This is a genomic window from Methylomonas sp. 2BW1-5-20 (assembly GCF_052474515.1).
In genome coordinates this window covers 2,270,129-2,283,277 of sequence record NZ_CP184127.1, presented here as the reverse complement: position 1 = coordinate 2,283,277, position 13,149 = coordinate 2,270,129, and the positions used below count along the sequence as shown (strand labels likewise).

The window sequence follows — 13,149 nt, the reverse complement described above, 5'->3', positions numbered from 1 at the left end:
ATGGGAAATAAGATTCTAGTCGCCGTTGGCGCAGTAGTGGTCTTGCTGTCGATGTCGGTATTTACCGTCGCCGAGACCGAGCGGGTCATAAAATTTCAATTAGGTGAGATTGTCGGTGCGGATTTTCAGCCCGGCATGCATTTTAAGTTGCCGTTCATCAATAACGTCAAGAAGTTCGATGCGCGTATCCTGACCATGGACTCGACGCCGGAACGTTTTTTAACTGCCGAAAAGAAAAACGTTATCGTCGATTCTTTTGTGAAATGGCGCATTGGCGATGTTAAAACCTTTTATACCACCGTTGCCGGTGATGTGAATCAGGCCAATATTCGTCTCGATCAAATCATCAAGGATTCCGCGCGTAGCGAATTCAGTAAGCGTGAAATTAAACAACTGGTTTCCACGGATCGCAGTGCGATTCGCGATGCGCTGATTACCAATGTGTCGCCGCATGCCGCAAAACTGGGTATCACTATTGTCGACGTGCAAGTAAAACGTATCGATTTGCCTAGCGAAGTCAGTACCTCGGTATATCAACGTATGGAAGCGGAACGGGCCAGGGTTGCTCGGGAGTTTCGTTCTCAAGGTTCGGAAGCCGCCGAGCGGATTCGCGCCGATGCCGATAAGCAACGCGAAATTATTTTGGCCAATGCTTACCGCGATTCCGAAGTAATGCGCGGCGAAGGCGATGCGAAGGCTGCCGATATTTTTGCTAAAGCGTACAGCGAGGACAGCGATTTCTTTGCTTTCTACCGCAGCCTGATTGCTTATAAGGAAAGTCTGGGCAAGTCCGGCAACATCATGGTGCTGGAACCGAATTCCGATTTCTTCAAATATTTCAAGAATCAGAAATAACCCCCCATTTGGATTATGTATAGGCAAACGCCCCGCCATGCGGGGCGTTTGCTGTGTTTGAGACAGACAAAAATGCAAAGAAAAGACACCTGGCTATTGCCGGAAGGTATTAGTGAAGTATTGCCGGAACAGGCTGCGCACCTGGAGAAGTTGCGGAGAAAGCTGCTGGATACTTTTGCCTGTTGGGGTTATCAATTGGTCATTCCGCCGTTTGTAGATTTCCTGCACTCTTTATTGATCGGTTCCGGTCATGATTTGGAGCTGCAGACTTTCAAACTTACTGATCAGTTAAGTGGCGAAATGTTAGGTGTACGGGCGGACATGACACCGCAAGTGGCCAGAATCGATGCACATCATCTGCAACATGAATGGCCGACTCGGCTGTGCTATGCCGGTACTGTGCTGCACACCCTGGGCGACCCCCTGGAAAAAAGCCGCAGCCCGATGCAGATTGGCGCGGAATTATACGGTCACGCCGGTTTGGAGAGTGATTATGAAGTGATTCAGCTGATGCTGGAAATGCTGGCAATCACCGGTCTGGAAAATGTACATCTGGATTTGGGGCATGTCGGTATCTATCGAACTTTGGCCAAACGAGCCGGCCTTAATTCACAGCAGGAAGGCGAGTTATTTGACGTTTTGCAGCGTAAGGCCAAAACCGAACTGGCGGAGTTGTTGGCCGAGTTTGCTATAGATCAGTATTACAAAGACATTTTTAATGCTCTGCCGAAACTGAACGGTGGTATCGACGTACTTGATAAGGCCAAAACCTTGTTAAGCGGTTTTGATGGTGCGGAAGGGATCTCCACGGCCCTGGCCGATTTGCAAGGCATTGCGGATAAATTGCGCCGCGATTTTCCGACATTAACGATCAGTTTTGATTTGGCCGAGTTACGCGGTTATCACTATCACACCGGCATGGTGTTTGCCGCGTTTGTGCCGGCGCTGGGTAAAGAAATTGCCCGTGGCGGCCGTTACGATAACGTTGGCAAGGTATTCGGTCGCGCGCGTGCCGCCACGGGTTTCAGTGCCGACTTAAAAACTTTGGCTGCGATGTTCAATGTCGATGGTGACGAGCCGGCACAAGTCGTGTTTGCGCCGATTGCCGAGGACGCCGATTTGCGGGAGAGAATCAGGGATTTGCGCGCGCAAGGCTTGACCGTCATTCAGCGGCTGCCGGAGCAACAGGGCGGCGCCGAACAACTGGGCTGCAATGCTGTTTTAGAAAAACTCAATCAACGCTGGGTCGTTAAACCACTAGTTTAAGGTTAGTAAATATGGGTAAGAATGTTGTTGTTATCGGCACGCAATGGGGCGATGAAGGTAAAGGTAAACTGGTCGATCTTTTAACCGAACAAGCTGCTGCCGTGGTGCGTTTTCAAGGCGGTCATAACGCCGGCCATACCTTGGTGATTAACGGTGAAAAAACCGTGCTGCATTTGATCCCTTCAGGCGTCTTGCGGGAAGGTGTTCAGTGCATGATCGGCAATGGTGTAGTGCTTTGTCCAGAAGCGCTATTGAAGGAAATCGAGATTCTGGAAAAATCCGGCGTGCCGGTCCGGCATAGATTGCAAATCAGCGAAGCTTGCGCATTGATTCTGCCAATACACGTTGCTATTGATCAGGCCCGCGAAAAAGCCCGTGGCAGTAAAGCTATCGGTACTACTGGTCGCGGCATTGGGCCGGCTTATGAAGATAAGGTCGCTAGACGCGGTTTGCGAGCCGGCGATTTGCGTAACCGCGAAGAATTTGCCGCGCGCTTAAAAGAGCTGATCGACTATCACAACTTCATGTTGGTCAATTATTATCACGCCGAGCCCGTCGATTATGACGAGGTGCTGGCGAATACCTTGCGCTTGGGCGAGATCATCAAACCTATGCTGACCGATGTTGGGGAGGCGATATACTCTCACCAAAATCAAGGACATAACGTATTGTTCGAGGGAGCGCAAGGCGCGTTGTTGGATATTGACCACGGTACTTATCCGTATGTAACCTCATCCAATACTACTGCGGGCGGCGCAGCTACCGGCACTGGCGTCGGGCCTTTGGCGCTGGATTATGTATTGGGTATTACCAAAGCCTATTCGACCCGAGTGGGTAACGGCCCGTTCCCGACTGAATTGCTGGATAACTACGGTGAGCACCTAGGGGTGATTGGTCACGAGTTTGGCGCCACCACCGGTCGTAAACGCCGTTGCGGTTGGTTCGACGCGGTATCTATGCGTAAATCGGCTCAGCTCAATAGCCTAAGCGGTATCTGCCTGACCAAGCTCGATGTGCTGGACGGGCTGGATAAAATCGGTATCTGTACTGCTTATAAAATTAACGGCCAAATTACTGAAACCGCACCGCTGGGAGCGGATCAATACGCTGCTTGCGAGGCTGTGATCGAGGAAATGCCCGGTTGGAGAGGGACGACGGCCGGCGTTACCGATTTTGCGCAATTGCCGGAAAACGCCAAAGCCTATATTGCCCGGATCGAGCAATTGGTTGGCGTAAAAGTAACCATTTTGTCTACCGGCCCGGACCGGAACGAAACCATAGTCTTGGAAAATCCGTTCCAGGCTTAACGCTTAAGTAATACACGCTAATTTTAAACGCTGAATATATTCGATGAATGTATTCAGCGGCTTTTTCAATTTCTGTCTAGTGAATATTGGGTTTAAGCAATCTTCTCAAGCCTCGGGTTTTGTTGGTTAGGTATTTAATCTGTTGCGACGGGTCTATTCCGGTTAGTGATCCATTCGCTCCATGAGCCTGCATAAAGTTTCGAACCACTTAATCCGGCAATTTCCATTGCTAATAGGTTATGACAGGCTGTTACGCCGGAGCCACACATGTGAACCACTTGTGTGGCAGGATGGGGAGCTAGTAGCTTGCCAAATTGCTGACGTAGCTGGTCGGCGGGTAAAAACAGTCCGGATTTATCCAGATTCGATTGTAATGGTCTGTTTAGCGCTTTGGGCACGTGCCCTGCTATGGGGTCTATTGGTTCTTGTCGGCCATGGAAGCGCTCCGGCGTTCTGGCGTCTATCAGCGTGATTTTTCGTGCCGCCAGACCGTCCGCAACTTGAGTGGCGTCCAGCCATTGTTGATTGTCCAGGTAGACGCGGAATTGACTGGTTACAATTTTCGGAAGTGAGGTGGTGACTGGCGAACCTTGTTTTCGCCAATGCCCAAATCCGCCATCCAACACCGCGACTTGGGTATAGCCCATGCTACGCAGCAGCCACCACATGCGGCCGGCAAATGCGCCACCGGCATCGTCATACACCACGATTTGACTACGGCTGCTAACTCCCCAATCGCCTAGCTTTTTGCCTAATAAGGTAAAGTCCGGCAATGGGTGGCGGCCGGTATAGGATTGCACTTGCGAGGACAAATCCCGGTTTAAATCGGCGTAACGCGCCCCGGGAATATGCCCTTGTCGATAGGCTTTATGGCCAGCTGTCACGTCAGCCAGAGAGAATCGACAGTCGAATATTCGCCAATCCGGGTTGTTTAGGTTAGCAGTTAGAGTGTCTGCGGAAACCAATGTGGTGTAGGACATGCTTATACCTCCAGAATAATTTTACCGATATGTTGACCATTTTCCATTCGTTCGTGGGCTTGTGCGGCTTTGGCGAGCGGAAAAATTGAGTCGATGATGGGTTTGATCCTGCCCGCTTCCAGTAGCGGCCAGATTTTGTCGTAAAGTTGCCGGGCTATATTTGCCTTGAAGTCGTCGCTACGGGGGCGTAGGGTTGAGCCGGTAATGCTGAGGCGTTTCATCAGTACGGCAGTCAGATTGATTTCGCTCTTACCGCCGTGTTGGATGGCGATCTGTTGTAGTCGTCCATCCACGGACAGGCATTTTATATTGCGGGACAGATAGTCACCACCAATCATGTCCAGGATTACATCGACGCCTTGGCCGTGGCGATACTGCAATGCTGCTTCGACGAAGTCTTGTTGCCGGTAATTTATCGCCAGATCTGCGCCCAGTTCTCGACAATAACTGCATTTGTCGTCGCTGCCGGCAGTGACGATGACTTGGGCTCCGAAAGCTTTAGCGAGTTGAATGGCGGCGGTACCTATGCCGCTGCTGCCGCCGTGCAGTAACAAACATTCGCCGGGTTTCAACTTTGCGCTATCAAAGACGTTACTCCAAACCGTAAAAAAAGTTTCCGGTAATGCGGCTGCTTCGTTAGGATTAAAGCCCTTTGGTATTGGTAGGCAGCAACAGGCGCTGGCGAGGCAATATTCGGCATAGCCGCCGCCGGTCAGTAGTGAGCAGACCGAGTCGCCAACTTTAAAATTATGTACCTCGCTACCGAGTGCGGCGATGGTGCCGGCCACTTCCAATCCGAGTACGCTGGATGCGCCTGGCGGCGGCGGATACAAACCTTGACGTTGCAGCAGGTCTGGCCGATTTACTCCGGCTGCCGCGACTTTTATCAACACTTGATGTGAAGTAGGGGTGGGTAGCGGCTGATCAGTCAGGATTAAATCGGTCGATTCGGCAGTGCGATAAATATCGATAGCGCGCATGGTTTTAAGTTTTGCGGAGAGAGTGTCGTATTATATGCGCCGCATTAGTTCAACAGTATATTTTCAGCGAGAGCATTCATGATACGTGCAGGTATTGTCGGCGGTACCGGTTACACCGGAGTCGAATTGTTAAGAATTTTGGCATTGCACCCGCAAGTCGAAGTTGCTGTAGTCACTTCGCGCGCCGATGTGGGATTGCGAGTTGATCAGTTGTATCCGAGCCTGCGCGGATATTGCGAGGTAACATTTAGTTTGCCGGAGCTGGAAAATTTAAAAGACTGCGATGTGGTGTTCTTCGCGACGCCGAATGGCACCGCAATGCTGATGGCGGAGGCGTTGTTGGCGCTAGGGATCAAAGTCATCGATTTGTCTGCCGATTTCAGAATTAAAGACCCGCAAGAATGGGAAAAATGGTATGGCATGCAGCACGCCAGCCCGGATTTGATCGTGGAAGCTGTCTATGGTTTGCCGGAAGTCAATCGCGAGCAGATCAAAGATGCGCGCTTGATTGCATGTCCTGGATGCTATCCGACTGCCGTGCAATTGGGTTTTTTACCTTTACTTGAAGCATGTGCGATTGATGAGCAGCATTTGATAGCCGATGTGAAATCCGGCGTCAGTGGAGCAGGGCGCAAGGCGGAAATTTCTTCGTTGATGAGCGAGGCGGGAGAAAGTTTTAAGGCCTATGCGGTTGCGGGGCATAGACATTTGCCGGAAATCAGGCAGGGTTTGCAAAATGTCGCTAAGCAGGCGGTTGGCCTAACTTTCGTGCCGCATTTGACGCCGATGATACGCGGTATTCATGCGACGCTGTATGCGCGTTTAAACCGGAAGCTGGATTTACAATGTGTGTTTGAAGAGAAGTATCACGAAGAGAGATTTGTCGATTTATTGCCGTTTGGTAGTCATGCCGACACTCGCAACGTGCGCGGTAGCAATCGGTGTCAGATTGCGGTACATCAACCTCAAGGCGGCGATACGGTGGTGATTTTATCCGTGATTGACAATCTGGTGAAAGGTGCGTCAGGACAGGCTGTACAGAATATGAATTTGGTCTTTGGGTTGGATGAATGCCAGGGTTTAGAGACAGTGGCCCTTTATCCCTAGTGCCCACAAGGCTTGGAGCATAAAAAAACCGCCTTCCGGTCTGGTCCGGAAGGCGGTTTTTCTTTTGAGGGCTTCTGTGGGTTTATGCGGTAAGGGCTTGGTTTTTGCGATTCATTCTCCAGCCCAGGACGCCGCTAGCCAATAACAACATGCTGGTTGGTTCTGGAACGCTGCCGGCGCCACCGCCACCGCCAGAGGAACCGGCAGTGCCGGTTAGTCCTGACAACTTAAAATAATCGTTGCCATTATTTACGCTCGAGTCGCCTTTTCCGCTACCGTATGCACTACTGTAGGCGCTTATCAGCCAGTAGCTGGATGATACATTGGCGCTATTGATAGTTTTTGCGGTGTTCAGCGCCATATCGTAACTACCGATAAACGACCAGCCGTTGGCTAATAACGTGGCGATACTATCTCCGGTAACGTTGGAGCTAGCGGGCAGTGAGCCATTGGTCAATGTACCGGTATATGCCAGGACAGACAGGTCGGCATCGCCTCCGTTATTCCAACCGATAGTTAAGCTATTTAAAATGGTGCTAGAGTTGAAATTAAAAAGTAACGCCTCTATCGCGCCAACGTTATCCATGGCGTGCTCGGGCGAGGTAGTTGTTTCATTAATAGCAGTGGCCGTTACGCCCAAGTTTCCGCCATAATTTGCCCAGGTAGCAGATGCAAATGTCGATGTTGTGGTTGTTGCGGAAAATGCATTAATGCTGGTGATGCCCTGCGGCGGTACCACCGAGCCTGAACTTGGGAAAGACCAAGCCGTGGCGTGAGCAGAAAGCGGCGCCAGTAACAGCACGGTTATAGCCAAATAATTCCTATTCATGATGATTCCTCACTTTTTCGAAGTCTTTTTCGCATTGTCGGTGTTGGACCAGTAATAACTATTGTACTTCTGGGCAGGCACTACAAGTCGCGATTTAAAACTTACCAGCAAGTTATGGGCCTATAGTATTTTTTATGATAGAAATCATTCTATTACGGCTTATAAGTCGGGAAGGCTGATCAAAAAAGATCAGGGATGTAAAATAAACCGACAATTTTTTCAAAATTAGGCTACTCACGGAGCTTTTCGAGTAGCGCTTTGGCTTGTTCCTGACCATTGAAAGAAGTCTTGGATTTTAGCGCTTCAACTAATTCCTGCTTGGCTTCTTCTTTGCGCTGTAACTTACTTAGTGCAACTGCAATGTGGTAGCGAATCTCAGGATCTTGCGACAAACGCGAATGGGCGTTACGCAGATAGTGCAGACCCTGTTCGGCTTGGCCTTGGTTGACCATTATCCAGCCCAGGGTGTCGTTGCTGGCTGCCTGATCCGGTGCTAATTTTTGGGCTTGCTCGGCATAAGATAAAGCTTTATCGTTGCCAGTATTCAAGTAAATATAGGCGAGATTGTTGAGAAACTGCGGTTCGTTGGGGAATTGTTTTAATAACGCGTCGTAGTGCTTTTCCGCCTCTTTAAACTTGCCATTTTTAAGCAATTCGTTCGCGAAGGCTACCGTCGGCCGTTGGTCTTGCGGGTGCTTTTTAATCCACTGATCCAGCAAATTAAAGGCTTTGTCCAGTTGGCTGGTTTTTTTAAGACTTTCATAAAGTTGCATCAACGACGTTGTGTCCGGCTCCAGTTCGAAAGCGGATTGGTAATGGCTGGTGGCCAAACTGAAGTTTTTGTCGTGATCGGCAATATCGCCTAATAGCTGGTGAGGAAAAGCGCGATTTGGATATTGCTTTAGTAGGCTTTCCGCGCGGTTTAACGCAAATACCGGTTTTCCATGGTTCAGTTCCATTTCCGTTAAGGCAATTTGCGAAGGTATATGGTTTTCGTCGACCAAAACTGCTTTTTTTAAGGTCTTTATGGCTTCAAAATAGTCGCCGGCATCTATTTGATAACGAGCCGCTTTGTAAAGCTGTTTGACATTAAATCGAGCTTGGTCCGCCATGCGGATAAATACGCCCAAGGCTTTCTCTCGGTTATTGTTTGCCAAGTAGCTACGAGCTAAAGCATCGATAACCTGAGGGTTATTCTTGTCGATCATTTCAGCGGCTTGCGCTGCGGTAATAGCTTCAGCGGCTTTACCCATTTTCAGATCCAAGTCGACCAGCGCCAAAAGTGTCGGTAATGATTTTTGGTCTATCATCTTTGCTTTTGTTAACCAGTCATTGGCTGCCTCAAATCGCCCGGCACTTTGTTCCACTCTGGCCAATTCAATCAGAATATCTATATTGCCCGGTTGATTCTGTTGCAGGGCTTGCAGGCGTTGTCTGGCTTGATCGAAGTTTTTCTCGCTGACGTCCAGTTTACTTAAGTTAATTTTAGCGTCGTGAAAATTGGGGTCCAATTCAATCGCTTCCTCGAAACTTTGCCGCGCCTGTTTGTACTGTCCGGTATTGAATTGGGCAATGCCTAATAAATTTAGTAGTGTAAAGTTTTTCGACGCTTTTTCGTGTAGCGCTTGTGCTGTTTTTAACGCTTTTTCCGGTTCGCCGCGGCTCATGTAAAGTGCGACGAGAGGAATACCTGCTTGAATCGCATCCGGGTTTCTTTTGAATGCTGCTTCAAAGTCTTGAACTGCCGCTTGTTCCTGGCCCATGGCCAATCTGTTCATACCGATTTCAGCTTGGAGACTGCCGCTATCGTTGCCAAGCGAGGTGGCTTTGCCGAACATTGTATTGGCCATGTCGTGCTTGCCGGCTTGCATGAACGCGCTGCCCAATAAAAAAGCGAGTCGCTGATCCTGAGGATTACGGATTTGCAGCGGACGAAGCAAATCGATTGCTTGTTCCGGTTCGTTTTTTTGTAAAAGAATGCTGGCCAGCAATTTGTACGGGCCGGATTGTTCCGGGTATTGCTTAACATATAGACGCAGATATTCGGCGGCCAGATCGAACCGTTGCAGGCTGTAGTTAACCAAGCTGGAGAGCATTAGAGTCGGACCGTGCGCCGTCAGATATTCCGGTTTGATACCCGTGATGATGTCGGCCGCTACCTCCAATTCCTTGGTTGCCGCTTCCTTTTGATTATTGCGCTCCAGTAAAACCGCATGCAGATAGGCGGCTTTGGGTTCGAGCGGATCGGTCCGGCGCAAATATTCTAAGTCTTGCATTGCCTTTTCATCCTGCTTTAAATCCATTAGCAAGCCGGCTCTGGCAAGTCGGGTGTCTACATGTTCGGGATTCAACTCAATCGCCTTGTCATAAAACTTCAGCGCGTCATCCAATTCCATACTGGCGTGCTTGATTGAGCCTTTCGCGAACCAGGTGCCAGGGTCGTTGGGTTGAATTTGTAAAGCCTTTTCGGCGGCCTGATCTGCACCTTTGATATCGCCGCGCTTTAACAAGGCATTTGCGCGCCCAATTACGGCATTAATTTGGTCTGGAGCAATTTGCAACGCAATGTCAAATTCGTTCAGCGCTTCGCTAATTAGATTAAGTTGCAGGTACGCGTTTCCGCGGTACACGTGTAAAACCGGGCGTACCTCAGTGTTAAAGTGCACCGGATCGATTTCTCTGAGTAAGTCGTTGTAGCGGATTTGGTAGGTGTAAAGTTTGGCGAGGTTTTCAACGATTAAAGATGGGTCCGCGCCTAATTGTTTGGCCAGACTAAGTTCAACTTCCGCTGCAGATAACGATTTCTGTTGCAAGTAAATGTCGCCAAGCAATACGTGAGCTGCAACATACTTTTCGTTTTGTTGTAGTGCATTCTTTAATTGGATGATGGCTTCGGCGTTATTTTGATTTCTGTAGGACTGTAACGCCTCTTCGTAAAATTTTCCGGCCTGGACGTCATCGGCATAGCTCATCTGTATTGGGTTGAGCGCCAGAATCAGTAACAGTTTTTTTAGCGGGAAATTGGATGTCATCGGATGTTTGCGCATAACGAAAGTGGGGGTTGCTCAAGTGTGTGCATAGCATAGCCGTAAAGCCAATCCGTCACCAGTCCGGAGCCGATAGCGGTTTTTCGGTTGTCAAAAACTTGACTGGTATTTAATAAGTGTTTGTTTTTATGTGAATATTTAAGTGGTCTAAATTTTGCGTGCAGTGCTTTAACTATCAAATAGGCGACTAAATATGGGCACTTTAGAGCTTCATCAACAACAAAAAACCGAACGCTTAACAGATGCGTTCCGGATTTTTAACGAACTTTCGGAAAATCTGGCGCATTCTTATCAGGGCTTGGAAGAGCAGGTGGCCAAGCTCAATCGGGAGTTGCAGGCGGCGCGTAGCGAGCGCTTGACCTCGCTGATCGAGAAAGAAAAGCTTGCCAGTCGCCTGCAGCAGATTTTGGCGGCGTTACCGGCGGCAGTAATCGTGTTGAATGCGCAGGGCGTAATTATCGATTGCAATGCCCATTCCTTGGATTTTTTGGGTGAACCGCTGCTGGGGCAATTATGGGCGAATGTGGCCGCACGCAGTTTGCAACCGGTTTTCGAATCGCCGCATGAACGCCAACTCAGAGACGGTCGCAAAGTCAATATCACCCATAGTGCGTTGGGTAACGATGCCGAACAAATTATTTTATTGTCCGATGTCAGCGAAATACGCTCCTTGCAAGATACTTTGGCTCAGCATAAACAGTTGAGTGCGATGGGGGAAATGGTGGCCGGTCTGGCGCATCAGGTTCGGACGCCGCTGGCAACGGCGATTCTCTATGCTTCGCAAATGAGCAAGCCGGCGGTAGCCGAGGAGAAGCGGCAACAGTTCTCCGAGAAAATTTTAGAACGCCTGCATTACTTGGAGCGGCAAGTCAACGATATGCTGATCTTCGCCAAACAGGGTCGTATGGCGATGCAGAGTTTTTCGTTGCAACAACTTTTGAATCATCTTGCGGAAGCAGCAGATCATTTTGCCGGCGAATTCAGCATCAAAAATCGAATCTCCACCGATCAGTTGCTGGGAAATGAAGATGCTCTGCGCGGGGCGTTGTTGAATTTAGTAAATAACGCGGTTGAAGCCGGTGCTCGCAACATTACAGTCAGTATTCAGCCAGGCGATTTGGGTGGCATCGGTATCGTGGTTATGGATGACGGTCCCGGCATAAGCCCTGAACAGCAAAGTAAATTATTCGAACCGTTCTACACCACTAAGTCCAATGGCACGGGCTTGGGGTTGGCGGTAGTCGATAGTGTGGCGCGCGCGCACGGCGGCAGCGTGACGTGTCGTTCAACGCTAGGGCAGGGCACGCGCTTTACCCTGAATCTGCCTTGTATCAGTCAATACACTTTGGGATTGTCCACCGGTATAGTCAAAATGGAGCAAGATTATGAAACAGTATGACTTACTTGTCGTAGAAGACGACGTGGCTTTATGCGAAGCGCTGTGCGATACCCTGGAAATAGAAGGTTATCGGGTAATTGCCGCAAAAAACGGCATTGAGGCGCTGAGCCAGTTGGCCAAGTATCCGGTTAGGTTGGTGGTCAGCGATGTACAAATGCCTGTAATGGACGGGTTTCAGCTATTACAAAACATTCAGCAAAAATTCGAGCAGTTGCCTGTGCTATTGATGACGGCTTACGGCACCATACCCAAGGCCGTGGAAGCCATGCAATCAGGGGCGGCCGACTATCTGATAAAACCGTTCGAAGCAGCCATGCTGGTGGATAAGGTGGCGTCGTTAATCACACAACAAGCGCCGATAGCCAGTGAGCGGGTAGTAGCTGACGAACGTATGAAAAAGTTGTACGGATTGGCCAGTAAAGTTGCAAAAACCGATGTGACCATGTTGCTGGAAGGTGAGAGCGGTACCGGTAAGGAAGTATTGGCCCGCTATATTCATAGAAACTCACATTATCATGCCGGTCCGTTTGAGGCCATCAACTGCGCGGCGATTCCGGAAAACATGCTGGAAGCGATGTTGTTTGGTTACGAGAAAGGTGCATTTACCGGCGCCATTCAATCGGCGCCCGGCAAATTCGAACTGGCGCAAGGCGGTACCTTATTGCTGGACGAGATTTCCGAGATGGATATCTCGTTACAAGCCAAGTTGTTGAGGGTATTGCAGGAAAAAGAAGTCGAGCGCTTGGGTAGTCACCGCAAGATAGCGTTGAACGTCAGAATTTTGGCGACCACCAATCGTAAGTTAAAAGACTATGTAAACGAAGGTCGGTTTCGGGAGGACTTATATTTCCGCTTAAGCGTGTTTCCGCTCAGGATTCCGCCGCTTCGGGAGCGGGTTGGCGATATTTTGCCGTTGGCGCACGAGTTGTTGAGCAAGCATAGTCCGGCTGGCAAAGCGGTTTGCAGTTTCGACGACGATGCAAAGGCTAAGCTATCTCAATACAGTTGGCCGGGTAACGTCAGAGAGCTGGAAAATGTCGTGCAGCGCGCTTTAATCCTGCATAGCCGAGGTCAAATCGGCGCCGACGATCTAATTTTTGAAGAAGACATGCTGGTTTTGCCGAGTTTACCCGCCGCTGTGCAAAATATTGCCGTAGAATCCGGGCAAGCCGATGCTGACACGGGTTATGCCGAGCCGGGTAGCTTAGGCGACGGTGTGCGTTCAGCCGAGGAAAAAATTATTTTGCAGATGTTGCGCGATGTCAGCGGTAGCCGGAAAACCACGGCCGCCAAGCTCGGCATCAGTCCGCGCACCTTGCGCTACAAGATTGCCAGGATGAAGGAAGCGGGAGTGATGGTGCCTGGTTAATGTTTTTGGC

General features: G+C 49.7%; 10 protein-coding genes. 6 read left to right on the top strand and 4 right to left on the bottom strand.

The window, feature by feature from the left end; translation table 11 throughout:
• The 3 genes from hflC to ACH50O_RS10305 all read left to right on the top strand — a co-directional run bounded on the left by hflC (nucleotide 1) and on the right by ACH50O_RS10305 (nucleotide 3,428).
• On the top strand, nucleotides 1-855 hold the full coding sequence (gene hflC, locus ACH50O_RS10315; RefSeq protein ID WP_446811930.1) for a protease modulator HflC: 855 nt from the start codon (nucleotides 1-3) through the stop codon (nucleotides 853-855).
• 72 nt (nucleotides 856-927) lie between these two features.
• Nucleotides 928-2,121: an ATP phosphoribosyltransferase regulatory subunit gene (locus ACH50O_RS10310; protein ID WP_446811929.1), complete on the top strand. Its 1,194-nt coding sequence runs from the start codon at nucleotides 928-930 to the stop codon at nucleotides 2,119-2,121.
• Nucleotides 2,122-2,132: 11 nt separating this feature from the next.
• On the top strand, nucleotides 2,133-3,428 hold the full coding sequence (locus ACH50O_RS10305; RefSeq protein ID WP_446811928.1) for an adenylosuccinate synthase: 1,296 nt from the start codon (nucleotides 2,133-2,135) through the stop codon (nucleotides 3,426-3,428).
• A 134-nt stretch (nucleotides 3,429-3,562) separates the two neighbouring features.
• On the opposite strand, the gene ACH50O_RS10300 is transcribed toward ACH50O_RS10305, so the two are convergent.
• Both ACH50O_RS10300 and ACH50O_RS10295 read right to left on the bottom strand, forming a co-directional pair.
• On the bottom strand, nucleotides 3,563-4,408 hold the full coding sequence (locus ACH50O_RS10300; RefSeq protein WP_446811927.1) for a sulfurtransferase: 846 nt from the start codon (nucleotides 4,406-4,408) through the stop codon (nucleotides 3,563-3,565).
• A 2-nt stretch (nucleotides 4,409-4,410) separates the two neighbouring features.
• Nucleotides 4,411-5,388, bottom strand: coding sequence for an NAD(P)H-quinone oxidoreductase (locus ACH50O_RS10295; RefSeq protein WP_446811926.1), 978 nt, complete (start codon nucleotides 5,386-5,388; stop codon nucleotides 4,411-4,413).
• A gap of 78 nt (nucleotides 5,389-5,466) precedes the next feature.
• On the opposite strand from ACH50O_RS10295, the gene argC reads away from it, so the two are divergent.
• Nucleotides 5,467-6,495: an N-acetyl-gamma-glutamyl-phosphate reductase gene (gene argC, locus ACH50O_RS10290; protein ID WP_446811925.1), complete on the top strand. Its 1,029-nt coding sequence runs from the start codon at nucleotides 5,467-5,469 to the stop codon at nucleotides 6,493-6,495.
• Nucleotides 6,496-6,577: 82 nt separating this feature from the next.
• On the opposite strand, the gene xdp1 is transcribed toward argC, so the two are convergent.
• Nucleotides 6,578-7,324: an exosortase-dependent surface protein XDP1 gene (xdp1, locus tag ACH50O_RS10285; protein WP_446811924.1), complete on the bottom strand. Its 747-nt coding sequence runs from the start codon at nucleotides 7,322-7,324 to the stop codon at nucleotides 6,578-6,580.
• Nucleotides 7,325-7,554: 230 nt separating this feature from the next.
• Entirely contained in the window at nucleotides 7,555-10,356 is a 2,802-nt protein-coding gene (prsT, locus tag ACH50O_RS10280; protein ID WP_446811923.1) for an XrtA/PEP-CTERM system TPR-repeat protein PrsT, read from the bottom strand.
• 208 nt (nucleotides 10,357-10,564) lie between these two features.
• Here prsT and ACH50O_RS10275 point away from each other — a divergent pair, with 208 nt between their 5' ends.
• Entirely contained in the window at nucleotides 10,565-11,770 is a 1,206-nt protein-coding gene (locus ACH50O_RS10275; RefSeq protein ID WP_446811922.1) for a sensor histidine kinase, read from the top strand.
• Nucleotides 11,757-13,139: a sigma-54-dependent transcriptional regulator gene (locus ACH50O_RS10270; RefSeq protein WP_446811921.1), complete on the top strand. Its 1,383-nt coding sequence runs from the start codon at nucleotides 11,757-11,759 to the stop codon at nucleotides 13,137-13,139. Before ACH50O_RS10275 ends, ACH50O_RS10270 begins: the two co-directional genes overlap by 14 nt.
• Nucleotides 13,140-13,149 lie beyond the last annotated feature (10 nt).

Bases quoted from the DNA above. Each gene is read 5' to 3' on its own strand.
- hflC (WP_446811930.1), top strand. From the start codon at position 1: ATGGGAAATAAGATTCTAGTCGCCGTTGGCGCAGTAGTGGTCTTGCTG.
- ACH50O_RS10310 (WP_446811929.1), top strand. From the start codon at position 928: ATGCAAAGAAAAGACACCTGGCTATTGCCGGAAGGTATTAGTGAAGTA.
- ACH50O_RS10305 (WP_446811928.1), top strand. From the start codon at position 2,133: ATGGGTAAGAATGTTGTTGTTATCGGCACGCAATGGGGCGATGAAGGT.
- ACH50O_RS10300 (WP_446811927.1), bottom strand. From the start codon at position 4,408: ATGTCCTACACCACATTGGTTTCCGCAGACACTCTAACTGCTAACCTA.
- ACH50O_RS10295 (WP_446811926.1), bottom strand. From the start codon at position 5,388: ATGCGCGCTATCGATATTTATCGCACTGCCGAATCGACCGATTTAATC.
- argC (WP_446811925.1), top strand. From the start codon at position 5,467: ATGATACGTGCAGGTATTGTCGGCGGTACCGGTTACACCGGAGTCGAA.
- xdp1 (WP_446811924.1), bottom strand. From the start codon at position 7,324: ATGAATAGGAATTATTTGGCTATAACCGTGCTGTTACTGGCGCCGCTT.
- prsT (WP_446811923.1), bottom strand. From the start codon at position 10,356: ATGACATCCAATTTCCCGCTAAAAAAACTGTTACTGATTCTGGCGCTC.
- ACH50O_RS10275 (WP_446811922.1), top strand. From the start codon at position 10,565: ATGGGCACTTTAGAGCTTCATCAACAACAAAAAACCGAACGCTTAACA.
- ACH50O_RS10270 (WP_446811921.1), top strand. From the start codon at position 11,757: ATGAAACAGTATGACTTACTTGTCGTAGAAGACGACGTGGCTTTATGC.